General features: G+C 64.1%; 28 protein-coding genes and 1 pseudogene. 15 read left to right on the top strand and 14 right to left on the bottom strand.

Annotated elements, in window-relative coordinates:
• The first annotated feature begins 199 nt into the window (after window positions 1-199).
• Together rhtA and M2D63_RS18370 are read left to right on the top strand one after the other, a co-directional pair.
• Window positions 200-1087, top strand: coding sequence for a threonine/homoserine exporter RhtA (rhtA, locus tag M2D63_RS18375; protein WP_285864410.1), 888 nt, complete (start codon window positions 200-202; stop codon window positions 1085-1087).
• A gap of 183 nt (window positions 1088-1270) precedes the next feature.
• Window positions 1271-1552, top strand: a complete 282-nt coding sequence (locus M2D63_RS18370) for a hypothetical protein (RefSeq protein ID WP_285864409.1) — start codon at window positions 1271-1273, stop codon at window positions 1550-1552.
• 64 nt (window positions 1553-1616) lie between these two features.
• Here the strand turns inward: M2D63_RS18370 and M2D63_RS18365 are convergent, their stop codons facing one another.
• Together M2D63_RS18365 and M2D63_RS18360 are read right to left on the bottom strand one after the other, a co-directional pair.
• Window positions 1617-3425 carry an aminopeptidase P family protein gene (locus M2D63_RS18365; protein ID WP_285864408.1) on the bottom strand — a complete coding sequence of 603 codons (1809 nt, stop codon included), beginning with the start codon at window positions 3423-3425 and terminating at the stop codon, window positions 1617-1619.
• A gap of 56 nt (window positions 3426-3481) precedes the next feature.
• Window positions 3482-4642: a cysteine desulfurase family protein gene (locus tag M2D63_RS18360; protein ID WP_285864407.1), complete on the bottom strand. Its 1161-nt coding sequence runs from the start codon at window positions 4640-4642 to the stop codon at window positions 3482-3484.
• A 215-nt stretch (window positions 4643-4857) separates the two neighbouring features.
• Between M2D63_RS18360 and M2D63_RS18355 the strand changes: the two genes are divergently transcribed.
• A complete protein-coding gene (locus M2D63_RS18355; RefSeq protein WP_285864406.1) occupies window positions 4858-5967 on the top strand; it encodes a DUF3182 family protein in 1110 nt (369 codons plus the stop codon).
• Window positions 5954-6724 (top strand): S9 family peptidase, encoded by a 771-nt coding sequence (locus M2D63_RS18350; RefSeq protein ID WP_285864405.1) that lies wholly within the window; start codon window positions 5954-5956, stop codon window positions 6722-6724. The genes M2D63_RS18355 and M2D63_RS18350 overlap by 14 nt, the downstream gene beginning before the upstream one ends.
• Here the strand turns inward: M2D63_RS18350 and M2D63_RS18345 are convergent.
• Window positions 6694-7081 (bottom strand): annotated as a pseudogene (locus M2D63_RS18345) (antibiotic biosynthesis monooxygenase). The gene M2D63_RS18350 and the pseudogene M2D63_RS18345 sit on opposite strands and share 31 nt — an antisense overlap.
• A gap of 88 nt (window positions 7082-7169) precedes the next feature.
• Between M2D63_RS18345 and soxR the strand changes: the two are divergent.
• Window positions 7170-7637 (top strand): redox-sensitive transcriptional activator SoxR, encoded by a 468-nt coding sequence (gene soxR / locus M2D63_RS18340; protein WP_285864403.1) that lies wholly within the window; start codon window positions 7170-7172, stop codon window positions 7635-7637.
• Here the strand turns inward: soxR and M2D63_RS18335 are convergent.
• Together M2D63_RS18335 and M2D63_RS18330 are read right to left on the bottom strand one after the other, a co-directional pair.
• Window positions 7634-9058: an FAD/NAD(P)-binding protein gene (locus tag M2D63_RS18335; protein ID WP_285864402.1), complete on the bottom strand. Its 1425-nt coding sequence runs from the start codon at window positions 9056-9058 to the stop codon at window positions 7634-7636. The two genes, soxR and M2D63_RS18335, sit on opposite strands and share 4 nt — an antisense overlap.
• 78 nt (window positions 9059-9136) lie before the next feature.
• On the bottom strand, window positions 9137-10117 hold the full coding sequence (locus M2D63_RS18330) for a GlxA family transcriptional regulator (protein ID WP_285864401.1): 981 nt from the start codon (window positions 10115-10117) through the stop codon (window positions 9137-9139).
• Between the two features lie 107 nt (window positions 10118-10224).
• Between M2D63_RS18330 and M2D63_RS18325 the strand changes: the two genes are divergently transcribed.
• Both M2D63_RS18325 and M2D63_RS18320 read left to right on the top strand, forming a co-directional pair.
• Window positions 10225-10782 carry a cysteine hydrolase family protein gene (locus tag M2D63_RS18325; RefSeq protein ID WP_285864400.1) on the top strand — a complete coding sequence of 186 codons (558 nt, stop codon included), beginning with the start codon at window positions 10225-10227 and terminating at the stop codon, window positions 10780-10782.
• Between the two features lie 54 nt (window positions 10783-10836).
• Window positions 10837-11661 (top strand): alpha/beta fold hydrolase, encoded by an 825-nt coding sequence (locus M2D63_RS18320; protein ID WP_285864399.1) that lies wholly within the window; start codon window positions 10837-10839, stop codon window positions 11659-11661.
• Window positions 11662-11751: 90 nt separating this feature from the next.
• On the opposite strand, the gene M2D63_RS18315 is transcribed toward M2D63_RS18320, so the two are convergent.
• Window positions 11752-12315 (bottom strand): helix-turn-helix domain-containing protein, encoded by a 564-nt coding sequence (locus M2D63_RS18315; protein ID WP_285864398.1) that lies wholly within the window; start codon window positions 12313-12315, stop codon window positions 11752-11754.
• Between the two features lie 83 nt (window positions 12316-12398).
• Between M2D63_RS18315 and M2D63_RS18310 the strand changes: the two genes are divergently transcribed.
• The 7 genes from M2D63_RS18310 to M2D63_RS18280 all read left to right on the top strand — a co-directional run bounded on the left by M2D63_RS18310 (window position 12399) and on the right by M2D63_RS18280 (window position 19556).
• The gene (locus tag M2D63_RS18310) at window positions 12399-13346 is read left to right on the top strand and encodes a DMT family transporter (RefSeq protein ID WP_285864397.1); all 948 of its coding nucleotides are present in this window, start codon (window positions 12399-12401) and stop codon (window positions 13344-13346) included.
• Between the two features lie 149 nt (window positions 13347-13495).
• Entirely contained in the window at window positions 13496-16411 is a 2916-nt protein-coding gene (locus M2D63_RS18305; protein ID WP_285864396.1) for a monovalent cation/H+ antiporter subunit A, read from the top strand.
• Complete coding sequence (locus tag M2D63_RS18300; protein WP_285864395.1) at window positions 16411-16755, top strand: Na+/H+ antiporter subunit C; 345 nt, start codon at window positions 16411-16413, stop codon at window positions 16753-16755. The genes M2D63_RS18305 and M2D63_RS18300 overlap by 1 nt, the downstream gene beginning before the upstream one ends.
• Window positions 16752-18434 carry a monovalent cation/H+ antiporter subunit D gene (locus tag M2D63_RS18295; RefSeq protein ID WP_285864394.1) on the top strand — a complete coding sequence of 561 codons (1683 nt, stop codon included), beginning with the start codon at window positions 16752-16754 and terminating at the stop codon, window positions 18432-18434. Before M2D63_RS18300 ends, M2D63_RS18295 begins: the two co-directional genes overlap by 4 nt.
• On the top strand, window positions 18431-18919 hold the full coding sequence (locus M2D63_RS18290) for a Na+/H+ antiporter subunit E (RefSeq protein WP_285864393.1): 489 nt from the start codon (window positions 18431-18433) through the stop codon (window positions 18917-18919). The genes M2D63_RS18295 and M2D63_RS18290 overlap by 4 nt, the downstream gene beginning before the upstream one ends.
• On the top strand, window positions 18916-19194 hold the full coding sequence (locus tag M2D63_RS18285; RefSeq protein WP_285864392.1) for a K+/H+ antiporter subunit F: 279 nt from the start codon (window positions 18916-18918) through the stop codon (window positions 19192-19194). The genes M2D63_RS18290 and M2D63_RS18285 overlap by 4 nt, the downstream gene beginning before the upstream one ends.
• On the top strand, window positions 19191-19556 hold the full coding sequence (locus M2D63_RS18280; protein WP_285864391.1) for a Na+/H+ antiporter subunit G: 366 nt from the start codon (window positions 19191-19193) through the stop codon (window positions 19554-19556). The genes M2D63_RS18285 and M2D63_RS18280 overlap by 4 nt, the downstream gene beginning before the upstream one ends.
• Window positions 19557-19559: 3 nt before the next feature.
• Here M2D63_RS18280 and M2D63_RS18275 read toward each other — a convergent pair whose 3' ends face one another.
• Together M2D63_RS18275 and M2D63_RS18270 are read right to left on the bottom strand one after the other, a co-directional pair.
• Window positions 19560-19757 (bottom strand): hypothetical protein, encoded by a 198-nt coding sequence (locus tag M2D63_RS18275; RefSeq protein ID WP_285864390.1) that lies wholly within the window; start codon window positions 19755-19757, stop codon window positions 19560-19562.
• Window positions 19754-20224, bottom strand: a complete 471-nt coding sequence (locus M2D63_RS18270; RefSeq protein WP_285864389.1) for a hypothetical protein — start codon at window positions 20222-20224, stop codon at window positions 19754-19756. Before M2D63_RS18270 ends, M2D63_RS18275 begins: the two co-directional genes overlap by 4 nt.
• Window positions 20225-20540: 316 nt before the next feature.
• On the opposite strand from M2D63_RS18270, the gene M2D63_RS18265 reads away from it, so the two are divergent.
• Window positions 20541-20753, top strand: coding sequence for a hypothetical protein (locus tag M2D63_RS18265; protein ID WP_285864388.1), 213 nt, complete (start codon window positions 20541-20543; stop codon window positions 20751-20753).
• Window positions 20754-20765: 12 nt separating this feature from the next.
• On the opposite strand, the gene M2D63_RS18260 is transcribed toward M2D63_RS18265, so the two are convergent.
• From M2D63_RS18260 to pqqA, 6 genes are all read right to left on the bottom strand, one after another.
• Window positions 20766-20984, bottom strand: a complete 219-nt coding sequence (locus M2D63_RS18260; protein WP_285864387.1) for a hypothetical protein — start codon at window positions 20982-20984, stop codon at window positions 20766-20768.
• Window positions 20985-21100: 116 nt separating this feature from the next.
• On the bottom strand, window positions 21101-22210 hold the full coding sequence (locus tag M2D63_RS18255) for a methyl-accepting chemotaxis protein (protein ID WP_405310557.1): 1110 nt from the start codon (window positions 22208-22210) through the stop codon (window positions 21101-21103).
• Between the two features lie 661 nt (window positions 22211-22871).
• Window positions 22872-23276: a TraR/DksA C4-type zinc finger protein gene (locus M2D63_RS18250; RefSeq protein ID WP_285864385.1), complete on the bottom strand. Its 405-nt coding sequence runs from the start codon at window positions 23274-23276 to the stop codon at window positions 22872-22874.
• A gap of 297 nt (window positions 23277-23573) precedes the next feature.
• Window positions 23574-25241, bottom strand: coding sequence for a NahK/ErcS family hybrid sensor histidine kinase/response regulator (locus M2D63_RS18245; protein ID WP_285864384.1), 1668 nt, complete (start codon window positions 25239-25241; stop codon window positions 23574-23576).
• Window positions 25225-26388, bottom strand: a complete 1164-nt coding sequence (gene ercA, locus M2D63_RS18240; RefSeq protein ID WP_285864383.1) for an alcohol dehydrogenase-like regulatory protein ErcA — start codon at window positions 26386-26388, stop codon at window positions 25225-25227. The genes M2D63_RS18245 and ercA overlap by 17 nt, the downstream gene beginning before the upstream one ends.
• A 114-nt stretch (window positions 26389-26502) precedes the next feature.
• Window positions 26503-26574, bottom strand: coding sequence for a pyrroloquinoline quinone precursor peptide PqqA (gene pqqA / locus M2D63_RS18235; RefSeq protein WP_009394664.1), 72 nt, complete (start codon window positions 26572-26574; stop codon window positions 26503-26505).
• Window positions 26575-26677 lie beyond the last annotated feature (103 nt).

Below are 26677 nucleotides of genomic sequence, written 5' to 3'. Positions count from 1 at the left end.
TGATTCTCAAGGAGTTTTCCGTTTCGACTGCGCCGGAAGTGGGGCGAATTATAGAGAGATTAAATCGAGCGTCAAGCGCTAATTCAAAAATAACCCGATAAAAGAAAAATGCGCACTATATTGCTCAACTTTCCGTCTTTGCGCATCATAAGCCACCGCATCCAGCGCAGCCCCTCTCTATAAGGAACACCGATCCCCAATGAACGCCCAACCCCGCAGCCTGGCCGCCACGCTGTTCCCCATCGGCCTGCTGATGATCGCCATGGCTTCGATACAATCCGGCGCCTCCCTGGCCAAGAGCATGTTTCCCGTGGTGGGTGCACAAGGCACCACCACCCTGCGCCTGATCTTCGCCAGCATCATCATGCTGCTGCTGTTGCGCCCCTGGCGTGCGCGACTGACCCCCAGCACTCTGCGCACCGTAGTCATCTACGGCGTGGCCCTGGGCGGCATGAACCTTCTCTTCTATATGTCCCTGCGCACCGTACCATTGGGAATCGCCGTGGCCCTGGAATTCACCGGCCCTCTCGCCGTGGCGCTCTACGCCTCACGCCGGGCAGTGGACTTCCTCTGGATCGGCCTTGCCGTGGTCGGGCTCTTGTTGCTGGTCCCGATCGGGCAGACCGGCAGCGGTATCGACCTGCTGGGTGCCAGTTATGCATTGGGCGCCGGCGTGTGCTGGGCGCTGTATATCCTGTACGGTCAGAAAGCAGGTGCCGAGAACGGTATACAGACCGCGGCACTGGGCGTCATGATCGCTGCGCTGTTCGTTGCGCCAATCGGCATCGCCCACGCTGGCAGCGCCTTGCTCACCCCGGCACTGATCCCGATTGCCCTGGGCGTTGCGGTACTCTCCACGGCCCTGCCCTACAGCCTGGAAATGGTCGCCCTGACGCGCATGCCCGCCAGGACCTTCGGCACCCTGATGAGCATCGAACCGGCCTTCGGCGCATTGAGCGGGTTACTGTTCCTCGGGGAAATGTTGACCACTGCACAATGGTTGGCCATCGGTGCAATCATTACCGCTTCGGTGGGCGCCACCTTGTCGATGCGCAAGGAAAGCCCGGCCCTGGTAGCGGCCGATTGATTTGAGAAATATTTTCATTTAAATCCGAACTGGTCATTGTGCCGCGCACCCACGCTCTTTAAGCTGTCATGTAACGTCAACCTTGAAGTTATCTAATTGACAAGACAGGGACGCGAAAGCATCAGGAAGACGCAATAGAAATTAGACCCGGGCAGCAGATCCGGAACGTATTTAAGGACGGGAATGAAACGAATTTTGCTCATTCTGGCCGTGTTGGCCATCGCCGGGTGCGCGGCGACTGCAAAGACTGAAGTCAAGCGCGGTAAAAAGGGCCTGCATATCAACTGCTCCGGCCTCACCTCCTCCTGGGACAAGTGCTACGCCAAGGCCAGCGCAGCCTGTGGCAGCAAAAACTACAAGGTGATTGCCCGCTCTGGTGAAGACGATACCGAGCCCGGCGACTACCCATTCGGGCTCAACCCCGCCGGCTACACCAGCCGCAGCATGATCGTCATCTGCAAATAACGAGCATCTGACACAAAGGGCAGCCCATGGGCTGCCCTTTGTGCTTATAGCTGACGCTCGCGCTTTAAAGCGCCACGGTTCGCTCGCGCAACCACTGCAGCGCCGCTCCATCGAGCAAGGGTGCCAGGCGCTCGCAAACCTGCTGATGGTAGGCATTGAGCCAGCTGCGTTCCTGCTCGCTCAACAACTCCAGTAGCAGGCAGCGTGTATCGATCGGGCACAAGGTCAGGGTTTCGAATTCGAGGAAGTCGCCGAACTCGCTGCGCCCCGCCTCCCGATTGAACACCAGGTTCTCGATCCGCACGCCCCACTGCCCCGGGCGATAAGTGCCAGGCTCGATCGAAGTGATCATGCCGGCCTGCATCGCGGTCTGCGGCGCAGGTGCTGCCTGGTAGGCAATCACCTGCGGCCCCTCGTGCACATTCATGAAGTACCCCACCCCATGACCGGTGCCGTGTCCATAATCGACCTGGTCGGCCCAGATCGGCGCCCGGGCAATGGCATCGAGCAACGGCGAAAGAATGCCCCGCGGGAAGCGCGCCCGCGACAGGGCGATCACGCCCTGGAGCACGCGGGTGCAGTCCTGCTTCTGCGCACGGCTCGGCGTGCCTACCGGCACCATGCGGGTGATGTCGGTGGTGCCGCCCAGGTATTGACCGCCCGAGTCGATCAGCAGCAGGCCATCGCCTTCGATTCGCGCATGGGAAGCTTCGGTTGCCCGGTAGTGCGGCATGGCGCCATTGCCATTGAATGCGGCAATGGTCGAGAAGCTCAGTGAGACGAAGCCAGGACGCCGGGCACGGGCGGCACTGAGCTGCTCATCGATGGTCAGCTCGGTGACCGTCTCACGCCCCAGGTTCGACTCCAGCCAGGCGAAGAACTCGCACAAGGCCGCGCCGTCCTGCTCCATGACCTTGCGGATGTGCAGCAGGTCCTCGGCGCTCTTCTGCGACTTGGCCAGGGTCGTGGGATTCAGCCCTTCGACCAGGCGCACCTCGCCCCCCAGGCTGGCAATCAAGCCACTGGTGACCCGCGCCGGGTCGATCAGCAAGCTGCTGCCGGCCTGGATGGCGGCCAGTGCCGAATGGATGGCCTCGTAATCGCGCACCTCAATGCCATCGGCCGCCAGCACTTGGCGCAGGTGCGGGTCGAGCTTGCCTGGCGCAATGAACAGCAGCGCCCGGTCCTGACTGACCAGGGCGAAGGAAACGAATACCGGGTTGTAGGAGACATCGCTACCACGCAAGTTGAACAACCAGGCGATATCGTCCAGGGTGGCGATGAAATGCCAGCTGGCGTCACGCTCGCGCAGCACCTGGCGCAGCTGTGCCAGCTTCTCGGCGCGGCTCACCGTTGCCTCGGGTGGCAAGTGCTGATACACCGGGTTGACCGGCAGCTCCGGGCGGTCGCTCCAGACCTGTGCGAGCAGGTCCTTGTCGGTCAGCAGCCGGGCATTGCGAACAGCCAGGCGCTGCTCCAACTGGCGCGCCGAAGCCAGCGCCATGACCGCACCATCGACCGCCACCGCCCCGCCTTGCGGCGTTTGCTCGGCCAGCCAGTCCAACGGCCCCGGTTTGCCCGGTTGCAGTTTCACCAGCTCGATGGTGCTGCCGGCCAACTCCAGCTCGGCTTGTTCCCAGTAGCGGCTGTCGGCCCACAAACCGGCGAAATCCGCCGTTACCACGAGTGTGCCGACCGACCCCTGGAAGCCGGACAACCATTGCCTGCCCTGCCAGTAGCCCGGCAGGTATTCGGAAAGATGCGGATCCGCCGACGGTACCAACAGGGCGTCGACCCCCTCCCGGCTCATGACCTGACGTATTGCCGCCAGGCGTGCGCTGACCGGCACCTGGATTGAAGACTGAGTGTTCATGCTGACTCCTGCTACCACGGCATCCATTGTTATCGCCGCAGATAATGGAACAGGCTTCAGCCCCCGGCAACTGTCCAGAAGGGTCGGGACTGTAACGCGGCTTTTATCGCCCTGGCTGCGTTCTCGACATCCTCGGCCCGGGTGTAGCGACCGAGGCTCAGGCGGATCGTCTGGCGTGCGTCCTGTGGCGACAGGCCCAGTGCCAGCAACACATGGGAGGGTTGGCTGCTGGTCGAATTGCACGCCGAGGTCGAAGAAAACGCCAGGGTGCCGGCAAGACTCGCAAGATCCGGGCTTTGCGCACTGAAGGTCAGGCTCAGGGTATGCTCGATTCGCTGGCTGGCACTGCCATTGAGCACCAGGCCCGGGATGTCGCCAAGCTGCTCCAGCAGCAGCCGATGCAACTGGCCGATCCGCTGGACTTCTTCATCCTGCAGCTCGCCCGCCAGGGCGAAGGCCGCCCCCATGCCGGCGATCTGGTGAGTGGCCAGGGTACCCGAGCGCAAACCGCCCTCATGTCCGCCTCCGTGAATCTGCGCCTGTAACCGGGGCCTGGCCCGGTCACCGACATACAAGGCGCCGATGCCCTTGGGGCCATAGACCTTGTGGGCCGAGAACGACATGAGGTCCACCGGCCACTGACCGAGGTCGATCCTCAGTTTACCCGCCCCCTGGGCGGCATCGACATGCAGCAATGCGCCATGTTGGCGGACCAGCTCGCCGAGGGTGGCCACATCGTTGACCGTGCCCAGTTCGTTGTTGACCAGCATCAGCGACACCAGGAAGGTATCCGGGCGCAAGGCGGCGGCCAGCGCCTGGGCACTGATCAGGCCCTGGGCGTCCGGGGCCAGGCGCGTCACCTCGAACCCGTCCCGCTCCAGGTGCGAGACCGTATCGAGCACCGCCTTGTGTTCGATCTGGCTGGTGATGATGTGGCCGCCCTGGCGTCCCCGGGCCAGCCCCTTGAGCGCAAGGTTGTTGGATTCGGTGGCACCGGACGTCCAGATGATCTGCCGGGCATCGGCGCCGACCAGATTCGCCACCTGGGCCCGGGCCTGCTCCACCGCCTGGCGCGCCTGCTGACCATAGCGATGGGAGCCGGAGGCCGGGTTGCCGAAGTTGCCCGAGGCGCCCAGGCACTCGATCATCACCTGGATGACGCGCTCGTCGACAGGTGTCGTGGCGGCATAGTCGAAGTACAACGGAAAATTGTTCATTGCTGCAGGCTCTCTGGTTGTCCATGCCTGGAAAAGCAGACGCTTCGCTAAGAAGAGTAGGCAAAACCCGAGGCTATCCTGCCCCATCCATCATAGAACCATAAATTATGAATTCTTATATTTATATAACCATATAAAAATTGTATTTACTGGTACTGAACTTCCCGGCCTCCAGACCTTCTCATGAGTACAGCCCTGGTACGGGAGAACTGTTCATGCCCCGATCGACCGACCGCAAGCAAGGCGTTGTGCTGCTCGACACCCGCCCCCACACCCCGGAGCACGAGCACAGCGTGCACCTCAAGCTTGCCGAGCGTCTGGCGCAGTTGCTCCATACCCAGGTCGTCGAGCCGCTGCACGAACCCACGGCACGCGAAAACTTCTACTACCTGCCGACCGAAACCCTGATCGATGCCGACCGCTGCCTGAGGATGGGCATCGGCTCGTGCGACGACCTGTTCGGTGGTGTGGTGAGCCGGCCTTACATGGCGACCAAGGCCATCTCCCATCCGTTGCCCGCTGACGCCCGTTACCCGCTTGGCTGGACCGATGCCTTTGCCCGCAAGGCCAGCGATGCCCTGCTGCGTGGCTATACGGTGTTCAGCCTGGACGATGCGGCCCGGGCTGCGGCATTGCTGCTGCGCGACGGTCCTGTGCGGATCAAGCCGGTACGGGCCACGGCCGGACGCGGGCAGACCGTGGTCACCTCGATGAGAGGCGTGGAGCAGGCACTGACCGGCATGGACGAGCAGGAACTGGCGCTCTGGGGACTGACCCTGGAAGAGAACCTGACCCAGGTGCAGACCTTCAGTGTCGGCCAGGTACAGGTAGCGGGCATTCTCTGCAGCTACTACGGCACCCAGCAATTGACCCGTGATCATGCCGGCGAAGAGATCTACGGCGGCTCGGACCTGACCCTGGTCCGTGGCGGTTACGACACCTTGCTGCAACTGGCATTGGAGGAGCACCTGCGCCTGGCCATCACCCAGGCCATGACCTACGAGCAGGCGGCATTGCAAAGCTTTCCCGGGTTCATCGCCTCGCGCCGCAACTATGACGTCGCCCGCGGCCTGAACAGCCACGACAAGCCCTGCAGCGGCGTGCTCGAACAATCCTGGCGCATCGGCGGCGCCAGCAGTGCCGAGATCCTCGCCTTGCAGGCATTTGCCGCAGACCCTGGGCTAAGCCGTGTGCGCGCCTCCACCCATGAGGCCTTCGATGCCGCCGAACCACCTGCCGATGCGACCATCTTCTACCAGGGGAACGACCGTGAGCTGGGAAGACTCTGCAAATATGCACGGATCCGCGACTATGACCATCCATAGCGAACCCATCGAGATCCCCGTCGATGACGAATGCATCGCCGGCACCATCGTCAGCCCCGGCGACAAGGTGCCGGGCATTCTGTTCGTCCACGGCTGGGGCGGCAGTCAGCAGCGCGACCTGGCACGGGCCAAGCAGATCACCGGGCTTGGCTGCGTGTGCATGACCTTCGACCTGCGCGGCCATGAGAAGACCGAAAGCCAGCGCCTGAGCGTCACCCGGGCGCAGAACCTAGCGGACCTGGTGGCCGCCTACGACCGGCTGGTCAGCCATCCGGCGGTCGACACCAGCGCCATCGCCCTGATCGGCAGCAGCTACGGCGGCTACCTGGCGACCCTGCTCACCACCCTGCGCCCGGTCAAGTGGCTGGCCCTGCGGGTGCCGGCGCTGTACTGGGACGGCGACTGGACCTGCCCCAAGCATGGACTCGACCGCCAGCGCCTGACCGACTACCGCCAGCGCTCACTGGGCCCGGCCGACAATCGTGCCCTGGGTGCGTGCGCCGAGTTCGCCGGGGATGTGTTGCTGGTGGAGTCCGAACAGGACGACTACGTCCCCCACAGCACTCTGATGAGTTACCGCTCGGCCTTTGTCAGTGCCCACTCCCTGACCCACCGGATCGTCGATGGCGCCGACCATGCCTTGTCCAGCGACCGCAGCCAGAAGGCCTACAGTTCGATCCTCAGTGCCTGGGTCAGCGAAATGGTCATCGGTGCGCGTCTTGACCGCTACCCGCACCACTCACCCTGGTATTCCTGACCCTTGCAGCTGGCAGTGCAGGCCGTCGGTGGCGTTGCGGGCAAGACTGCTCAAGGTCTGGAAGGCGGCGAAATTCACCCCTTTGGCCTGGTGTTGCTGAATCAGTTGCAGGAAGGGTTCCTGCTCGAAGCTGCTGACCGCTGCCTCCCAGGCGCGGCGCGACTGCCATTGCAGACACTGCAGTACCCGGCTGCCGTCCTCGCTGGCCTGGACACTGGCGCCCACCAGCCCCGCGTGCTGCAACGCCAGTTCCTCGCTGCGCTCGGCAAGCGCCCGGGCCAGGGCGTGCTGGTAGGTGGGCGTCACTTCGAACTCGATCATCTGGGTAAAGCACTGGCTGCGCGGTGAAACCATCATGGGCACTCTCTCCCTGCCATTGAACTTGCTGTATGACGGCAGGCAGGGTAAAACCTCTAGTTAACTCAAGGTCAAGAGGTTTTTCAGCATGACGCCCAGCCCGACCGACAAGGTCATGACCGTCGGCCAACTGGCGGCCCGCAGCGGCGTCGCGGTCACCGCCCTGCACTTCTACGAAAGCAAGGGCCTGATCCACAGCACCCGCAGTAGCGGCAACCAGCGACGCTATCCGCGCGAAGCCTTGCGGCGCGTGGCGGTGATCAAGATGGCCCAGCGCCTGGGCATTCCCCTGGCGACCATTCATGAAGCCTTGAAAACCCTGCCGACAGGGCGCGCGCCCACGGCCGCGGACTGGCAACGATTGTCTGAACAGTGGCGCCAGGACCTGACCCAGCGCATCGACAAGCTGCTGATGCTGCGCGACCAACTGGACGGCTGCATCGGCTGCGGCTGCCTGTCATTGCAGAGCTGCCCGCTGCGCAATTGCGACGACCAATTGGGCGTACAGGGACCGGGCCCGCAACTGCTGGAGCCCGGCGCCGACCCTGGCCACTAGTCCGGCAAGGCCGCCAGGCGCAGTGCCAGGGCCTTGGCCTGCAAGGCAACATCGGTGACGGCCGTGCTTTCCCACCACAGGCCGCGCAAGGGCGGGCCCATGGCAAACAGACGCTCGCTGAACTGACCGTCGGCGTGCTGCACGCCGCCACCGGCATCGGCGGCAATCCCCAGGGCCAGCGGCCCTGGGCGGATCAGGCGGCGCTGCAGCAGTTGCCGGGGTAAGGGGCGATCGACGCGGCGCCAGTCGTATTCAATACCGCTGGAGTTGATCAACGCCGCGCCGGCCACTTCGGTTGCCTGCGAATGGCCACGAAAACGCACGCTGATCAGCGGCGACTCACCCGGCGCCGACACCAGGCCTTGCAGCGATGCGGCGTGAATCCGCAAGCGCCCCTCCTCCTCCAGGCGCGCCAGCAAGGCCGCGCCCTGGGGTGGCGAGCGATGATGGTGGCTCTCCCACCACGGCCGCACATGACGCACGAACTGCCGGCGCTGGCGATCGCTGGCCTGGCTCCAGAGCCGGGCGATATGCACGCGTACGGTATCCAGTGGCGCCTGCCAGTCGATGCCCTGAGCCTGAGCCTGGCGGCATTGCCCACGCAAGGCCCGAAGCAATTGCAAGGGGCTGCGAAGCGCGGGATCGGCGGCAAGAAAATCACTCCAGGCCGGCGGCTGGCGGCGCACCTGCGGCAACAGCCCATGGCGCGAGAACACCTCGATCGGACCTCGGTGCCCGGCCTGTTCGAGCGAGACCACGGCATCGACCATGGTCAACCCGGAGCCAATGATCAGCACTCTGCCCATCGGGTCGATCCTGCCCATTGCCGACACATCCCAGGGATCGACCGCCGCGGCATTGAAGCCATCGTCATCGATCCGGGCCGTACGCGCCGCAGCGAACATGCCGGTGGCGAGCACGGCGCGCGCCCCGTGCACGACGCGGCCATCGTCCAGGACAAGATGCACGCCGCGCTCATCGACCTGCAGGTCCACCGCCTCGGCTCGCACATGCGCAAGGCTCGAACCCTGGCACTCGCCCTGCGCCTGCGCCTCGGCCAATCGCTGGCGGGCATAGACGCCGAACAGGCCACGCGGCGGGAACAACTCGGCGACCGGTACAGCCTGCTCGGCAGATTCGGGCCAGCCACCCGCGGCGATGTGTTGCTCCAGCCAGTGCGTGAGGTCGTCGGCATTGTCCGGATCGACGCTCATGCGCGCCGCGTTGCCGTTCAAGGTATGGCCCGGTTGCATGGCACTGTAGGCCTCGCCACGGCCCAGCTCGTGGCGCGGCTCGATCACCAGCAGGCGACGACGACCGGGTTGGCGCAACAGCTGCCCGGCCAGCAAGGCACCACTCAGGCCACCGCCAATGATCAACACATCGGCGACGGGAAACTGCGGTTGCGGATGAACGCTCATGGGTGGCTCCGTCTTGTTTGACGGCCATGATAGGCAGCAGCTAGCGGGAAAAGCAGCCGTACCGGTACCAAAGTAGGATCAACCGATACCCGGCGCCACGCGGCGGCGATAGTCACTGGGGGCAAGGCCGGTAACCTTGTGGAAGACCTTGCGAAACGCCCCCGGATCCTGATAGCCGACGCCCCAGGCGATCTGGTCGATGCTGCGGTTGGTGAACTCGAGCATCCGGCAGGCCCGACCGACACGCACCTGCTGGCAGTACTCGGTGGGTTTGAGGCCCGTGGCACTGCGAAAGCGGCGCAGGAAGGTACGCGATTCGAGCCCTGCGCACTCGGCCATGGCCGACAGGTTCACATCCCGGGCGCCGCTGCTTTGCAGCCAGTGCTGGACCTTGAGCACCGCTTCGTCGCCATGGTCCAGGCGCGGGCTGAAGCCGGTGCAGGGCCGCTGCCCGGCACCGACATGCTCCACGGCCAAAAAGCGCGCGGTCTCGGCCGCCAGGGTCTGGCCCAGGTAGCGTTCCACCAGTTTCAGGCCCAGGTCGGTCCAGGCCATCAGCCCGGCCGAGGTGATGATGTCGCCATCGTCGAGCACCGGCAGGTTGGCCTCGACCTTGACCTGGGGAAAGCGCTCGGCCAGGGACTGGGCGAAATTCCAGTGGGTGGTGGCCGCCCGCCCGTCGAGCAGGCCAGTGGCGGCGATGAAGAACACCCCGACGCACACCGACACCAGCAGGATGCCTTCGCGGTGCCATTGGCGCAGGTCGTGGCAGAAGCGTTCGAGCAGTTCGGGGGTGGGCGCCTGGGTCAGGCTTGGCGGAATGATCATGGCCCGGGGCTGATGCGGGCTATCCGGGTGGCTGTCGAAGGTCACGGCCAGCTGTCCGCGCTCATCGTGCCCCCAGTGACTGATGCGCAGCAGCGGCCGGTCGAGCGCCCCCAGTTCATGGCGCAAGCGGTTGGCCACGGCGAACAGGTCGGTCAGGCCATGCACGGCCGCCGTCTGCGCACCGGGATAGACCAGCAGACCGATTTCCAGCATGTCGCAGCCTTTGGCCATTGTCAGTTTTTCCCGCCCTTTTGTCGTTCGCGCCAATCCGCAAGCGCACCGTTCAAGCCTATAACTATCACCACGCCACAACCACTCCCCCACACGAGGCTTTTGCAATGAGCAAGCAGGCACTGATCGTCATCGACATCCAGAACGACTACTTTCCCGGCGGTAAATGGACCCTGGATGGCGCCGACCCTGCCGCCGACAACGCCGGCAAAGTATTGGCCGCGGCCCGCGCCCGGGGCGACCTGGTGGTGCATGTGCGCCACGAGTTCGAATCCGCCGACGCGCCGTTCTTCGCCCCCGGTTCCGACGGCGCGCAGATCCACCCCAAGGCTGCGGCACTGCCCCATGAGCCGGTGGTGCTCAAGCACAAGGTCAACGCCTTCCTCGATACCGGTCTGAAGAAGTTGCTGGACGAGCATCACACCGAGTCGGTCACGGTGATCGGCAGCATGAGCCACATGTGCATCGACGCCGCCACCCGTGCTGCTGCCGATTTCGGCTACGACACCACCGTCATCCATGACGCCTGCGCCACCCGCGCCCAGGAATTCAACGGGGTGACCATTCCGGCAGCCCAGGTGCACGCCACCTACATGGCGGCGCTGGCCTTTGCCTACGCCCAGGTCATTTCCACCGAGGACTACCTGAGCGCCAATACCCGCTAACCTCAATGGGCTTGCCTGACCCTCTGGCGTTTCACCGAACAGGAGATAGCAGTCATGAGCACCTTCACCACCCGCGACGGCACCACGATCTACTACAAGGACTGGGGCAGCGGCCAGCCGGTCGTGTTCAGCCACGGCTGGCCGCTGTCGTCCGACAGCTGGGAATCCCAGATGCTGTTTCTCGCCGACCACGGCTATCGCTGTATCGCCCATGACCGGCGTGGTCACGGACGCTCCAGCCAACCCTGGCACGGCAACGAAATGGACACCTACGCCGACGACCTGGCGCAGTTGTTCGAGCACCTGAAGCTCAAGGACGCAATCCTGTTCGGCTTCTCCACCGGGGGCGGTGAAGTCAGCCGTTATATCGGTCGTCACGGCACCGGGCGCCTGGCCAAGGCCGGGCTGATCTCGGCGGTGCCGCCGCTGATGCTCAAGACGGCGGACAACCCCCTGGGCACGCCGATCGAGGCCTTCGACGGCATTCGTGCCGGTGCCCTGGCCGATCGCTCGCAACTGTACAAGGACATCGCCGGTGGGCCGTTCTTCGGCTTCAACCGCCCGGGTGCCAAAGTGTCCCAGGGTTTGATCGATTCATTCTGGATGCAGGGCATGATGGCTGGCCACAAGAATGCCTATGACTGTATCAAGGCCTTCTCGGAAACAGACTTCCGCCAGGACCTGCCCAAGTTCGACATTCCAACCCTGGTGATTCATGGCGATGACGACCAGATCGTGCCGATCCAGGCCGCGGGGCCGGAGTCGGCCAAGCTGATCAAGGACGCGACCCTGATCGTCTATCCGGGTGCGCCCCATGGCCTGACCGACACTCACAAGGACAAGGTCAACGCGGATCTTCTGGCGTTTATCAAGGGCTGATCGCGTACGTAGGAGCGGGCTTGCCCCGCGATGCGATGTGACTGACAACACGCAATCGCGGGGCAAGCCCGCTCCTACGAAGCCATTGCGTCAGATGACGACGTTGCGCACGAAGCGCGCCGCGACCTCGCCTTCGTTGCGGTAGGCGTGCATGCGGTTGCTGGCGAAGCTGAAGAAGTCGCCGGTCTGCAGACGGTGCTGCTGATCCTCGATGATCAGGGTCAGGCAACCTTCGAACACATACAGTTGCTCGCTCCAGCCATCGGCATCGGCTTCGGACAGGTAGGTCTCGCCCGGTTCCAGGCGCCATTCCCACAGTTCCACTTCGCGGCTGGCTACCGAGCTTGCCAGCAGCACAGCCTTGCTCCCAGGACGTTCTCCGGTCCAGGCCAGTTCGTTGATCCGGCTGGGATCGCGGTTGTCCGGTGCCTGGATCAAGTCGGTGAAGGCGACATCGAGTGCCTCGGCAAGACGGTCCAGGGTGGTCAGGCTGACGTTCTTCTCGCCCGCCTCGATGGCCACCAGCATGCGCCGGCTGACCCCGGACTTTTCCGCCAGGGCGCTCTGGCTGAGGTCGGCGGCGTGGCGCAGGCGACGGACGTTCTGACTGACGTGTTGCAGCACCGAGGCGCGCTGGCTGGATTCTTTGTGCACTATATTGCTCACAGGTAGGGGTTGCGCAGTATACTGCCCACTTTCGCCGCAATTGTGCGTCGCCCTACTTCCGTGTGCAAGCCATGAACCCGATCAACACCGCAGAACGCCCTTCCGTTTCTTTCCGGCTCAGCAAGGCGGAACTTGTGCTGGTGTTCATCACCATGCTCTGGGGTGGCACCTTCCTGCTGGTGCACAACGTCATGACCGTCAGCGGGCCGATGTTCTTCGTCGGCCTGCGCTTTGCCGCCGCCGCCCTGTTCGTCGGCCTGGTCTCGGCCCGTGCGCTGTCGGGGCTGACCGCCACCGAGCTCAAGGCCGGCGTGCTGATCGGCGCCTCGATCATGCTCGGCTACGGCTTGCAGACCTACGGACTGCAAACCATCAGCAGCAGCCAGTCGGCATTCATCACCGCCTTGTACGTGCCGTTCGTGCCCTTGCTGCAATGGCTGGTGCTGGGTCGCCGTCCCGGCCTGATGCCGAGCCTGGGCATCGGTTTGGCCTTCGTCGGCCTGATGCTGCTGGCCGGACCCGAGGGCGGCTCGCTGCAAATGAGCGAGGGCGAGCTCGTCACTCTGGTCAGCGCCGTGGCTATCGCCGCCGAGATCATCCTGATCAGCCGTTACGCCGGCAAGGTCGATGTGCGGCGGGTCACTGTGGTGCAACTGGCGACCGCCTCGATCCTGTCGTTCCTGATGATGGCCCCGACCCGGGAAAGCGTGCCGGACTTTTCCTGGTTGCTGCTGCTCAGCGCCCTGGGTCTGGGCGCCATGAGCGCGGTCATCCAGGTAGCGATGAACTGGGCACAGAAGTCGGTATCCCCTACCCGGGCGACCCTGATCTACGCCGGCGAGCCGGTATGGGCCGGCATCGTCGGGCGCATCGCCGGTGAGCGCCTGCCGGGCATCGCCCTGCTTGGCGGCTTGCTGATCGTGATCGCGGTGATTATCAGCGAGCTGAAGCTCAAACGCCGTGAAGAAAAACCTGAAACACTCCAGGCGCCCGGGCAGGCTCCCGAGACCGGTCGCTAGCCGCCGGATCTCGTCTATCCTTTGAAAAAAACTGTTATAAAAAATCTATTTGATACAGCCTGTTTGTAGGATTCTGCCACAGCTTCACGGTTGGTGATCGACGGTGCGCCACGTATGATCCCTTACAAACTCCTGCAGATTAGAAATCTATGTCCTTGATAGTGCTACTGCTTCTGCCGTTTCTCGGCAGCTGCCTGGCGGCTGTCTTGCCGCACAATGCACGCAATAGCGAGTCCCTGCTTGCCGGGCTCGTCGCCCTGGTCGGTACCGTCCAGGTCGCCTTGCTGTACCCACAGATCGCCCATGGCGGCGTGATCCGCGAAGAATTTCTCTGGTTGCCAAGCCTGGGGCTGAACCTGGTCCTGCGCATGGACGGCTTCGCCTGGCTGTTCTCCCTGCTGGTACTGGGCATTGGCACCCTGGTGTCGCTGTATGCGCGCTATTACATGTCGCCACAGGACCCGGTGCCACGCTTCTTCGCCTTTTTCCTGGCATTCATGGGCGCCATGCTCGGCCTGGTGATTTCCGGCAACCTGATCCAGATCGTGTTCTTCTGGGAACTGACCAGCCTGTTCTCGTTCCTGCTGATCGGCTACTGGCACCACCGCGCCGATGCCCGGCGCGGTGCCTACATGGCCCTGATGGTCACCGGTGCCGGAGGCCTGTGCCTGCTGGCGGGGGTACTGCTGCTCGGCCATGTGGTCGGCAGCTACGACCTGGACAAGGTCCTCGCTGCCGGCGAACAGATTCGCAACCACGCCCTGTACCCCGTCCTGCTTCCCCTGATCCTGCTCGGTGCCTTGAGCAAGAGCGCGCAATTTCCCTTCCACTTCTGGCTACCACACGCCATGGCCGCGCCCACGCCGGTCTCGGCCTACCTGCACTCGGCGACCATGGTCAAGGCCGGGGTTTTCCTTCTGGCGCGCCTGTGGCCGGTGCTGTCCGGCAGCGAAGAATGGTTCTGGATCGTCGGCGGCGCCGGGGCCTGCACCCTGATGCTCGGTGCTTTCGCAGCGATGTTCCAGAACGACCTCAAGGGCCTGCTGGCCTATTCGACCATCAGCCACCTGGGCCTGATTACCCTGCTGCTGGGCCTGAACAGCCCGCTGGCTGCGGTCGCGGCAGTGTTCCACATTCTCAACCACGCCACCTTCAAGGCCTCGCTGTTCATGGCCGCCGGCATCATCGACCATGAAAGCGGCACCCGCGATATCCGCCGCCTGAGCGGCCTGTTCCGGCTGATCCCGTTCACCGCGACCCTGGCCATGGTGGCCAGCGCCGCCATGGCCGGGGTGCCGTTGATGAACGGTTTCCTGTCCAAGGAAATGTTCTTCGCCGAGACCGTGTTCATCAGCTCCAGCCCCTGGATCGAAGCCTCGCTGCCGGTGATCGCCACCCTGGCGGGGACCTTCAGCGTGGCCTACGCCTTGCGCTTCACCGTCGATGTGTTCTTCGGCCCGCAGGCCACCGATCTGCCCCACACGCCGCACGAGCCGCCGCGCTGGATGCGCGCACCGGTCGAACTGCTGGTGCTGACCTGCCTGGTGGTGGGCATGTTCCCGGCCCAGTCCGTCGGCCCGCTGCTGGCCGCCGCCGCCCTGCCGGTGGTTGGCGGCACGCTGCCCGAGTACAGCCTGGCCATCTGGCACGGCTGGAACGCGCCGCTGATCATGAGCCTGATCGCCATGACCGGCGGCGTCGTGCTCTACCTGTTGCTGCGCAACCCGCTAAAAGTCGGCCGTTTCCCTCACCCGCCGCTGATCGGGCGCCTCAACGGCAAGCGCCTGTTCGAGCACGGCCAGGTGCTGCTGATGCGCCTGGCGCGTCGCTTCGAGCGCCTGATGACCACCAAGCGCCTGCAAAAGCAGCTGTTCATGCTGGTGCTGGTGGCCCTGCTGGCCGGCCTGCTGCCCATGCTGCACAGCGGCCTGAGCTGGGGTGACCGACCGAAGATTCCAGGCTCCGGGGTCTTTGTCATCCTCTGGCTGATCGCCATCGCCTGCGCCGTGGGTGCGGCCTGGCAAGCCAAGTACCACCGTCTGGCAGCCCTGACCATGGTCAGCGTCTGCGGCCTGATGACCTGCATCACCTTCGTCTGGTTCTCGGCCCCGGACCTGGCCCTGACCCAGTTGGTGGTCGAAGTGGTCACCACCGTGCTGATCCTCCTCGGCCTGCGCTGGCTGCCACGGCGAATCGAAGGGGTGTCGCCCCTGGCCGGCACCCAGGAACGGGCGCGCCTGCGCCGCCTGCGCGACCTGATCCTGGCGGTGCTGGTGGGCAGCGGCATGGCGCTGCTGTCCTATGCCATGCTGACCCGCCCGACACCGAACTTCATCTCGTCGTTCTACCTGAGCCGGGCCCTGCCCGAGGGCGGTGGCAGCAACGTGGTCAACGTCATGCTGGTGGACTTCCGCGGCTTCGACACCCTGGGCGAAGTCACGGTGCTGGTGGCCGTGGCCCTGGCGGTGTTCGCCCTGCTGCGCCGCTTCCGGCCACCGCGCGAGAGCATGCAACTGCCGGCCCAGCAGCGCCTGCTGGCGCCCGACGTGGTCACCGACCTGATCAACCCGCGCCAGGCCGCCGATACGGCGCTGGGCTTCATGATGGTGCCGGCGGCGCTGGTGCGTCTGCTGCTGCCGATCGCCATGGTGATATCGATGTACCTGTTCATGCGCGGGCACAACCAGCCCGGCGGCGGTTTTGTCGCGGGCCTGGTGATGTCGGTGGCGTTCATCCTGCAGTACATGGTGGCCGGCACCCAGTGGGTCGAGGCCCAGATGAGCCTGCGTCCGCTGCGCTGGATGGGCACCGGCCTGTTGTGCGCCACCTTCACCGGTGCCGGTGCGATGCTGCTGGGCTACCCGTTCCTGACCACCCATACGGCTCACCTGCACCTGCCGCTGCTGGGTGACATCCATGTCGCCAGCGCGCTGTTTTTCGATATCGGCATCTTTACCGTCGTCGTCGGCTCGACCCTGTTGATCCTCACTGCCCTGGCTCACCAAGCGGTGCGTGGTCACCGTCCGGCCGGCCAGCCCAGAACCACCCAGACAGGAGCCGCCTGATGGAAGAAGTCATTGCAGTTGCCATTGGTGTGCTGGCCGCCTCCGGGGTCTGGCTGATCCTGCGCCCACGGACCTTCCAGGTGGTCATGGGCCTGTGCCTGCTTTCCTATGCGGTCAACCTGTTCATCTTCAGCATGGGTAGCCTGTTCATCGGCAAGGAGCCGATCATCAAGGACGGCGTGCCCCAGGACCTGCTCAACTACACCGACCCGCTGCCCCAGGCCCTGGTGCTCACCGCCATCGTCATCAGCTTCGCGATGACCGCGCTGTTCCTGGTGGTGCTGCTGGCCTCGCGCGGCCTGACCGGCACCGACCATGTGGATGGCCGGGAGAGCAGCGAATGAGTGCGATGAACCAACTGATCATTGCCCCGATCCTGCTGCCGCTGCTGACCGCCGCGCTGATGTTGCTGCTGGGCGAAAAGCGCCGGCCGCTCAAGGCGCGCCTGAACCTGTTTTCCAGCCTGCTGGGGCTGGCCATCTCGGTCTGCCTGCTGTTCTGGGTACAGGCCCAGGGCCAGGCCAGCTCTATCGGCGTCTACCTGCCGGGCAACTGGCCGGCACCGTTCGGCATCGTCCTGGTGCTCGATCGCCTGTCGGCCCTGATGCTGGTCCTGACCGGGATTGTCGGCGTCAGCGCCCTGCTCTTCGCCATGGCCCGCTGGGACGGCGCCGGCGCCAGCTTCCACGCGCTGTTCCAGATCCAGCTGATGGGCCTGTATGGCGCGTTCCTGACCGCCGACCTGTTCAACCTGTTCGTGTTCTTCGAAGTGTTGCTGGCGGCCTCCTACGGCCTGCTGCTGCACGGCTCGGGACGGGCACGGGTGAAGGCCGGGCTGCATTACATTGCCATCAACCTGTTCGCCTCGTCGCTGTTCCTGGTCGGCGCCGCCATGCTCTATGGCGTCACCGGCACCCTGAACATGGCTGATCTTGCGTTGAAGATCCCGCTGGTGCCCGAGGCCGATCGCGGCCTGCTGCACGCAGGTGCAGCGATCCTGGCCATCGCCTTCCTGGCCAAGGCCGGGATCTGGCCGTTGAACTTCTGGCTGGTGCCAGCCTACTCGGCGGCCAGCGCGCCCGTCGCCGCGCTGTTTGCGATCATGACCAAGGTCGGTTTCTACACCGTGTTGCGCCTGTGGACCTTGCTGTTCTCCGGCCAGGCCGGCGCCTCGGCCTTCTTCGGCGGTGACTGGCTGATCTACGGTGGCCTGGCGACCCTGGGCTGTGCGGCGGTGTCGATCCTCGCCGCCCAGCGCCTGGAGCGCATGGCCAGCCTGAGCATCCTGGCGTCGGCGGGCACCCTGATGGCCGCCGTCGGTTTCGGCCAGGTGGCACTGACGGCCGGGGCGCTGTTCTACCTGGTCAGCTCGACCCTGGCACTGTGCGCGCTGTTCCTGCTGGCCGAGCTGATCGAGCGTTCGCGCTCGGCCAACGAGGCGCCGCTCGATGACGACGACTGCCAGCCCTCGCCGCTGGAGTCGCTGCACCCGCCCAAGGGCATCAACCTCGATGACGAGCAGAAGGCGGTGATCGGCCAGGTGATCCCCTGGACCATGGCCTTCCTGGGCCTGAGCTTCATCGCCTGCGCCTTGCTGATCATCGGCATGCCGCCGCTCTCGGGCTTCATCGGCAAGGTCAGCCTGATCGCCGCGCTGTTCAATCCCCAGGGGCTGGGCATGGCGGTCGAGCAGCCGCTGTCCATTGCCGGCTGGGCCCTGGTGGCGCTGCTGGTACTCTCGGGCCTGGCTTCGCTGATCGCCCTGACCCGGGTCGGTGTCCAGCGTTTCTGGACGCCACAGGAGCGCCCCTCGCCCTTGCTGCGCCGCTACGAGTGCATTCCCATCGTCGCCTTGCTGGGCCTGTGCATCGTCCTGAGCGTGCGCGCCGAGCCGCTGCTGCGCTACACCCAGGACACGGCGGCCAGCCTGCAGGACCCTGAGCAATACATCAGCGCCGTGCTCGCTACCCGGCCGATTCCCGGCCCCACCAGCCAGGCCGCCAACGCCCAGGTGCAACCATGAAACGCCTGTTCCCCGCTCCCTTGCTGTCCCTGGCCTTGTGGGTGCTATGGCTGGTGCTGAACGTCTCGATCAGCCCCGGCAACCTGTTGCTCGGCGCCCTTTTCGCATTCCTGGCCCCCCTGCTGATGGCGCCGTTGCGCCCGCTGGCGGTGCATGTCCGCCACCCCGGGACCATCCTGCGCCTGATCCTGCGGGTCGGTATCGATGTGCTGGTTTCCAACCTGCAGGTGGCGCGCGGCGTCTGGTCAGCCGGGCGTCGGGCGCCGCGCTCGAAGTTCGTGCATATTCCCCTGGAGTTGCGCGACGCCCACGGGCTCGCGGCCCTGTCGATGATCACCACGGTCATCCCGGGCACCATCTGGTCGGAGCTGGCGCTGGATCGCAGTGTCCTGTTGCTGCACGTGTTCGACCTGGACGATGAGGCGCACTTCATCGAGCACTTCAAACAGACCTATGAACGCCCGCTGATGGAGATCTTCGAATGACTGGCCTGCTCGCCAATGCCGTTCTCGCCAGCCTGTTCATCTTTGCCCTGGCGATGGCCCTGACCCTGTACCGGCTGTTTCGCGGCCCTTCGGCCCAGGACCGGGTCCTGGCCCTGGACTACCTGTACATCCTGGCGATGCTGATGATGCTGGTGCTGGGCATCCGTTACGCCAGCGACACCTACTTCGAAGGTGCACTGCTGATCGCCCTGTTCGGCTTTGTCGGCTCCTTTGCCCTGGCCAAGTTCCTGCTGCGTGGCGAGGTGATCGAATGAACAACCTCAATGAACTGCCACTGTGGATTGAAGTGCTGGTGGCGGCGCTGTTGCTGCTGGGCAGCCTGTTCGCCTTCAGCGGCGCGCTGGGCCTGATCCGCCTGAAGGATTTCTTCCAGCGCATGCACTCCCCGGCCCTGGCCTCGACCCTGGGGACCTGGTGCGTGGCGCTGGCCTCGATCCTGTATTTCTCCGCGCTCAAGGACACGCCGGTGCTGCACGCCTGGCTGATTCCGATCCTGATGGCGATCACCGTACCGGTGACCACCCTGCTGCTGGCCCGGGCTGCGCTGTTTCGCAAGCGCATGGCCGGTGACAAGGTGCCAGAAGAGGTCAGCAGCGGACGTGAACGGGGTAACTGACGGCTACTGGCTGAGCTTCTGCAGCTCGCGGCGGACCATGGCCGCGTACTCGGGCGGGCTCAGCTGATACAGCTGCGTAGCCACCCAGGTGAGCCAGGAGCCCTGCAGACTGGACCGTTGCGCCAGCCACTGTTCGGCCTGCTCGCGGGCCTGATCCTGATAGCGCGCGTGAAAATCGGCGCGTCCGGCTGACGCGGTCACTCGCTGGCCTTGAAGGTGGTCAGTTCGCCCTTGCGCCACTTGGCCGCCTTGCCGGTTGCGCCCTTGAGAATCTTGCCCAGGCCTTCCTGCAGTTGCTCATGGGCGGCGAAAATCATCACCACACCCTGGCCTTCGCGCAGGACGATACCCTCGCCTTCGGGCACGGATACGAAGGCGTAGTCGCCCAGGCCATAGACCGTCAGTTTGATTTCGCGATAGCGAACTTCCAGTTTGCCACCTTCGCGGCTGGGCAATACGGCGGCGCGGAAATGATCGCCGACCTTGAGCTCCAGTCGCTGCTTGTCATCGACAACCAATGCCGTCTGGGTGTCGATTTCGGCCATGTACAGGCCTTCGGCGTTTTGCTCGGTGACATAGACAAAACGCGATTGAAACTGTTTGACCAATTTGGCCCGCAGATCGCCCAATACGAACAGGGCATGAGTGTCCAGATTACTGACTGCCAAAGATGAATTCCTCAAAATCGATTACTCATCGCTGCCCACCGGACAGCGAGGCTCCGTGAAGGCACCGGTACTTCAATTCGAAGTCTGAAAGACTATTGGATATGCAAATGAAAAGTCTGTGCATACAGGCAGTAGGGCTTGCGGGATCTTTTACCCTTTTGTGCCAGCCTCGCTCTGTAGGCGGATTTTCAGTAGATTTCCTAAATCAGAAAAGCTTTTTCTGACAGCACTAGCGCAACAAAAGTGCGATAGATAAATGCAAGCCGTTCAACGGAATGGGCGCCGGAAATCATCCGCACAACACAGGGAAGCGAATATGCACGAAAACACCGAATTGCGTCGAGAGGTCAAGGCTGTTTCCTTTGCAGATTATTCTGCAAGTTCCCCCCTTACCTCACCCCCGCGCTTTGTCGTCGTCCCGGCCGGCAGAAGCTTCTTTCATATTACCGAGCAGGCCACCGGACAGGTCAAGGGGTTTCGCTGTGAACACACCGCAGCCTGTGCCCTGGCCCGACGACTGGAGAACTGAGTAGGCGAAACCTCAACCGGCCTGACGCTCGACTTCGGGCCGGGTGGCACCGTTCAGCAATTCCAGCCAGGCTGTCCGACACGCCTGGGCTTCGCCGCGGCTGGCAAACGCGGTGCCGCGGCGCTCACCGTTGACCAGCACCACCCAACACACGCGCTTGCCCATTGCCTGCAGCGACAGCGGCAGACCACTGCCGATCATTACCGCTACATCGACTTGGCTCTGCATCATTCCCTCCGGAATTTATTAGCAACCTAACGATGTAGCCATGATAATGCCTGCCCGCACGCGGAAAAAGCTATCCCGCGCATAGCTGTTTTGCATCAGTGGTAACAAAGCTGAAGCATTTACCCTTGGGCCTGTTGCGGTCGATAGCCCAGGCGCAGCCCTCCCCAGTGGCGCCCGTTGATCCGGATCGGCACCGACAGGTCGTGCATCAGTTCGCCGGTATCGCGGGTATAGGTCTGCAGCAGGACCGCCTGCTGGTGGCTGCCGCAACGGATGCCGGTGCGGTCGTCGAACTTGCGTTTGCTGCGGTTGTGCGCGGTGTCGTGCGCCTCATCACCGGTCAACGGCTGGTTGAACGCTGTGTTGTGGGTCGGAACATAGCCTTGCTGCGTGCAGGCAATGGCGAACACCAGGCCTTCGTGCTGCTTGAGCAGCGGCTCCTGGATGGCGGGCAGGACCTTGTCGGTGTAGCTGTCGAAACGGGTCCGGTAGCGTGGTGGCGAGGTGTTCGGCACCTGCTGGTAATGGCGGTCGAACAGGTCTTCCAGGCCGATGCGCCCCTGCTCAAGGTCGCTCTCGAACTGTGCGGCGATCTGCTCGGCACCCTGGCGGGCCAGGTCATAGATGCGCTGGTGGTAGTCATCCAGACCGACTTCGGCCAAGCGCTCACTGATGCTTTCGGCCTGGCCCTCCAGTTGCACGGCAGCATCGGCCAGCCGCCGGGTCTGCTGGTCGCTGACCTGCAGATCGCCGCGCATGCGCGCCACCGCCTGGAACAGGCTGTCCAGTTGCACCCGGTTGGTCTCGGTGCCTTCGGCAATCTCGCCGATCTGCTGCTCCACGCCGGCGGCCAGGCCGGCGATACCTTCAAGCTGCTCGCCGGTGTGCTCGACCTGATCGACACCACTGTGCAAGTCATCGGACAGCTGGCGAATCTGCTCGACCACCTGTGCGGTGCGTTGCTGGATGTCGGCCACCATCAAACCGACCTCCTCCGTGGCGCTGGCCGTGCGCCCGGCCAGGCCGCGTACTTCATCGGCCACCACGGCAAAGCCGCGCCCATGCTCACCGGCACGGGCCGCTTCGATGGCGGCGTTGAGCGCCAGCAGGTTGGTCTGGCTGGCAATGGACTGGATCACCAGGGTGACCCGGGCGATATCCTCGCCGCGCTGGTTGAGCGCTTCGATCAGCTCGCGACTGGACGTGGCACGGGCGCTCAGGACGTGCATGCGCTGTATCGACTCGGCCAGTACCCCGCGCCCGCTGAGGCTGCTCTGGTGGGCACTGCGGGCGGCGATCAGGGCGTGCTGGCTGAGCTGGGAGGTAGCCTTTTCGGTGCCGATCATCACTTCGGCGCTGGCGACGATCTGCTCGGCAGCCTCCAGTTGCGACTGCAGCCTGCTTGCCAGCTGCTGCACGGAGAACGCCACCCCGGCGGCCGACAAAGCGTTGTGGCTGGTGGTCCGGGCCAGGTCGCGGGTCAGCTCGGCCAACGGATCGCTCTCGACCTGTTGCACCGTGGCGCGCTTGCGCAAGCGCGGCAGCCACAGGGTCAGCAAGGCCAGCGGCAGGCTCAGGTAGAGCGCCAGCCCGGCGAAAGCCATGGCCGCCAGCACACCTGCCAGCACCAGGCTTTGCAGTACCAAGGCGGGCCACGGGGCGGCAACGCTCAAGGAGGATTCGGGTTCGGGCAGTGCAGCGGACAGCGATCCCTCTGGCATCATGTTCTGGCTCCCACACAACTTGTCGTTATTGTGCGGCCATTAAACGCCACTACAACGCCATCATCCATACGCCCTTGGCACTATGCGGGCTGCCCTTGACGCAGGACAACAAATGCAAAAACCCCGGGGATCACTCCCCGGGGTTCTTGTCGGTCACAGCTGTCGATCAGGCTTGACGCTGGTGCTTGTCGATCTGCTCGTGACGTTCCTGCGCTTCGATGCAGTACTTGGTGGTCGGGCTGATCAGCAGGCGCTTGAGACCGATCGGCTCGCCGCTGTCGTCGCACCAGCCAAAGCTTTCGTCGGCGATGCGGCCCAGGGCCATTTCCAGTTGAGGCAGCAGGCGCTGGTCACGCTCGATCGCGTTGACCAGCCAGTGGCGCTCTTCTTCGACCGAGGCGGCGTCGGCAGGATCGGCAGGCGTGTCCAGGCTTTCGATGGTTACACGGCTTTGTTCGATGCGCTCATGGGTCTCGACCTTCATCGACTGCAGCAGCTCGGTGAAGTAAGCCAATTGCTCAGCGTTCATGTAGTCATCGGCCGGCATGGCCAGCAACTTTTCCTTTGTCATTGATTTCTCTATAAAAAATACGTGCATTAAGGCGAATCGGGTGCTCCCGGCGAACGGCTCGCCAACAGCGGAATTCTTCAAGCACCATCCGGCACTCAATTTACAGGGGGCGGAAGTCTACGACCGAGATTCGTACTGGGCAACAGAAATGACGGTGGATCTGACCGAAAAGCCTCATAAGTGCTTCCCCCGGCGCGGGTTTATAACAAAAAATCGCCCTGTGCGGCGCTTTCCCGGGGACAAACGGTGCATCAACGGCGAAAACCTTGTAACAAATCTCCCGAAACGCCAGGAAAATCAACCTAATAGCTGGCTCAATACGGCGCGCAGCTTGCCCGGTTTGACCGGTTTGTTCAGCAGCGGTGCGCCGAGGCGCTGCATGGCACGCCGACTTTGCTCACTGCGGTCGGCGGTGATCATCACCGCCTGGATGCGCTGGCCGAAATGCGCGCGCAGGTCACGCACCACTTCGCAGCCGGTCACTCCGTGGTCCAGGTGGAAGTCGGCAAGGATCAACTCCGGCGCGTGCCCCTCCAACCCGTCGAGCGCTTCGCCGAGGTCGGCGGCGGTGACCACCTCGCAACCCCACTGGTGCAGCAGCGCGGCCATGCTCTGCTGGATGCTCGACTCGTTATCCAGCACCAGCAGGCGACGCCCGGGCAAGGGATCGCCCAGCACCGGCTGCGCGTACGCCACGGCAGCAGGCGCCGCCGGCATCTGCGCCGACAACGGCACATCGATGCTGAACACCGATCCACGGCCCGGCCAGGAGCGGACCCGTACCTGGCAATCGAGAATACGCGCGATTCGCTCGACGATCGCCAGCCCCAGCCCTACCCCCTTGCGGTCGGCGGCGCGACCGACATCCAGCTGGTTGAACTCGAGGAAGATCGATTCGAGCCGGTCGGCGGCAATGCCCCGGCCGGTGTCCCACACCTCCAGGCGCAAGTGCTCGCCGCACCGACGGGCGCCCAGCAGGATGCGGCCATGCTCGGTGTAACGGCAGGCATTGCTGAGGAAGTTGCGCAGGATCCTGTTCAGCAAGCGCAAGTCGGTACGCACCGCCAGGCGGCCGCTGCGGACCCGCAAATGCAGGCCGGCCGCTTCGGCCACCGGTTGGAACTCCGACGCCAGGGGCGTCAGTACCTCGTCCAGGCTGTACAGGTCCAGGTCCGGCTTGATCGCTGCCTGGTCCAGGCGCGAGATGTCCAGCAGGTCGGTCAACAACTCCTCGGCGCCCTCCAGGGCCTGGTGCGCGCGTTCGACCAGTTGCTGCTCACTCCCCGGCAAATTGCGCTCGCGCAGGGTCGAGATCAGCAGGCGTGCGGCATTGAGCGGCTGCAGCAGGTCATGACTGGCGGCTGCCAGGTATTTGTCCTTGCTGAGGTTGGCGGCCTGGGCGGCGTCGCGGGCCTCGCTCAATTCGTTGGTGCGTTCGGCCACGCGCTGTTCGAGCTGGTCGTTGAGTTGCTGCAGGCGCTGCTGGGCCAGTTTGCGTTCGGTGATATCGGCGACGAAACCTTCGACCACGCCCTGCTCATCCGGACGCAGCAACAGGTTCATCACCACGTCGATGTGACTGCCGTCGCGCCGGCGCAAGCGGGTCTCGTAACCGAGCAGCGCCTGCTCACGCTGCAGCACCTGGGCGATGCTCAGCAGCTCCTCCTCGCCCCCTTCGAACAGCAGGCTGGCCAGGTCACGGCGCGACAACAACAGTGCCGGTGCATCGGGGTAACCGAGCATGCGCGCCAGGGCCGGATTGGCCGCGCGCATGCCCGCCTCCAGGCTGGCCTGGAAGATCCCGTGCACCGCATGCTCGAACAGCCACTTGTAGCGGTTGCGCTCGGCTTCCAGCTCCTCCAGGCGTACGGCCAGTTCCGGATAATGACTCTTGCGTACCGTGTGGTTGCTCAGCCCCAACAGCCCGGCCAGCGCATCGCTGCGGGGGTCAGAGGGCCTCGCCATAGACCACCTCGACGTCACGCTGGCTGGAGCTGCGCGGGTTGGTCAGGATGCACGGGTCATGCATGGCGTGCTGGGACAGGAACGGGATGTCCGACAGCCCCACCCCATGCAGGCCGAGGGTTTCATGAAAGCCCACGGCATGCTTGAGAGCGATCAGGTGCTCGACCAAGCGCTGGCTGATCTGCCGGTGGTTCAGGCCACGGCAGTCGATGCCCAGGGTCTGCGCGATGACCTTGAAGCGCTCGGGCGCGGCGCTGTAGTTGAAGGCCACCACATGCTCGACCAGCACCGCATTGCACAGGCCATGGGGCAGGTCGAGAAAGCCGCCCAGGCTGTGGGACATCGCATGCACCGCACCGAGGATCGCATTGGAGAAGGCCAGCCCCGCCTGCATGCTGCCCAGCATGATTTTCTCGCGCAGGGCAATGTCCCCGGGGTTGGCGATCATTTCCACCAGGTTGCCGTTGATCAGGCGCATCGCCTCCAGGGCATGGGGGTCGGTCAAGGGGCCGTGGCCGGTGGACACGAACGCCTCGATCGCGTGCACCAGCGCATCAATGCCGGTACAGGCCGACAGGAACGGGTCCATGCTCAAGGTGGTTTGCGGGTCGATCAGGGACACATCGGGCACCACCGCCTTACTGACGATGGAGAACTTCATGCGCTCCTGCTGGTTGGAGATGATCACGAACTGCGAGACGTCGGCCGAGGTGCCGGCCGTGGTGGGAATCAGGATCAGCGGTGGACTGGGCACCCGGATGGTGTCGACGCCTTCGAACTCGAGAATATGCCTGCCGTGGGCCACCACGATGCCGATGCCCTTGGCGCAATCCATGGGGCTGCCGCCACCGACGGCGACGATCACATCGCATTGCTCGCTACGGTAGCGCTCGGCACCGCTCATCACTTCCTCGACCCGTGGGTTGGGCGAGACGTCGGTGTACAGGCAGTAATCGATGCCCTGCCCGCTCAGGCTGGCTTCGATATCGGCGACCCAACCGGCGGCGATCACGCCCGGATCGCTGACCAGCAGCACCTTGCGCGCGCCAAAGGTCTTGGCGTAATTGGCGACATGGTGCCTGCAGCCGGCGCCGAAGATGATTTCCGGGGAGACGAATTTGCGCAACTGGCTCAGTTCAGGGCTCATACGACGCCTGTATTGTTGTTGTGGTCGTAAGCGCCAGCCTAAAGCATCCGCAGGTGAAAGCAATCAGACGGCAACAGCGCCGGCCACCAGATAGAGCGGCCGGCGCTGCCGGGTTCAACGGTTGGCGAAATACATGGTGACTTCAAATCCGATACGCAGATCAGTGAACGCTGGCTTTTTCCACATAGGCCCATCCTCTTCTGGCACCACAGGATTGCGGTGCATCTATTAATACACCGTTGCCGGTGCGGGTCGAATGCTACTTTGGAACCGTTTTTGTCCGCCTTTG

It is taken from the genome of Pseudomonas sp. BJa5, from assembly GCF_030272875.2.
In the GTDB taxonomy this organism is placed as follows: domain Bacteria; phylum Pseudomonadota; class Gammaproteobacteria; order Pseudomonadales; family Pseudomonadaceae; genus Aquipseudomonas.
The sequence above is the reverse complement of the archived record's forward strand: the minus strand, read 5'-3'. Positions and strand labels throughout refer to the sequence as shown.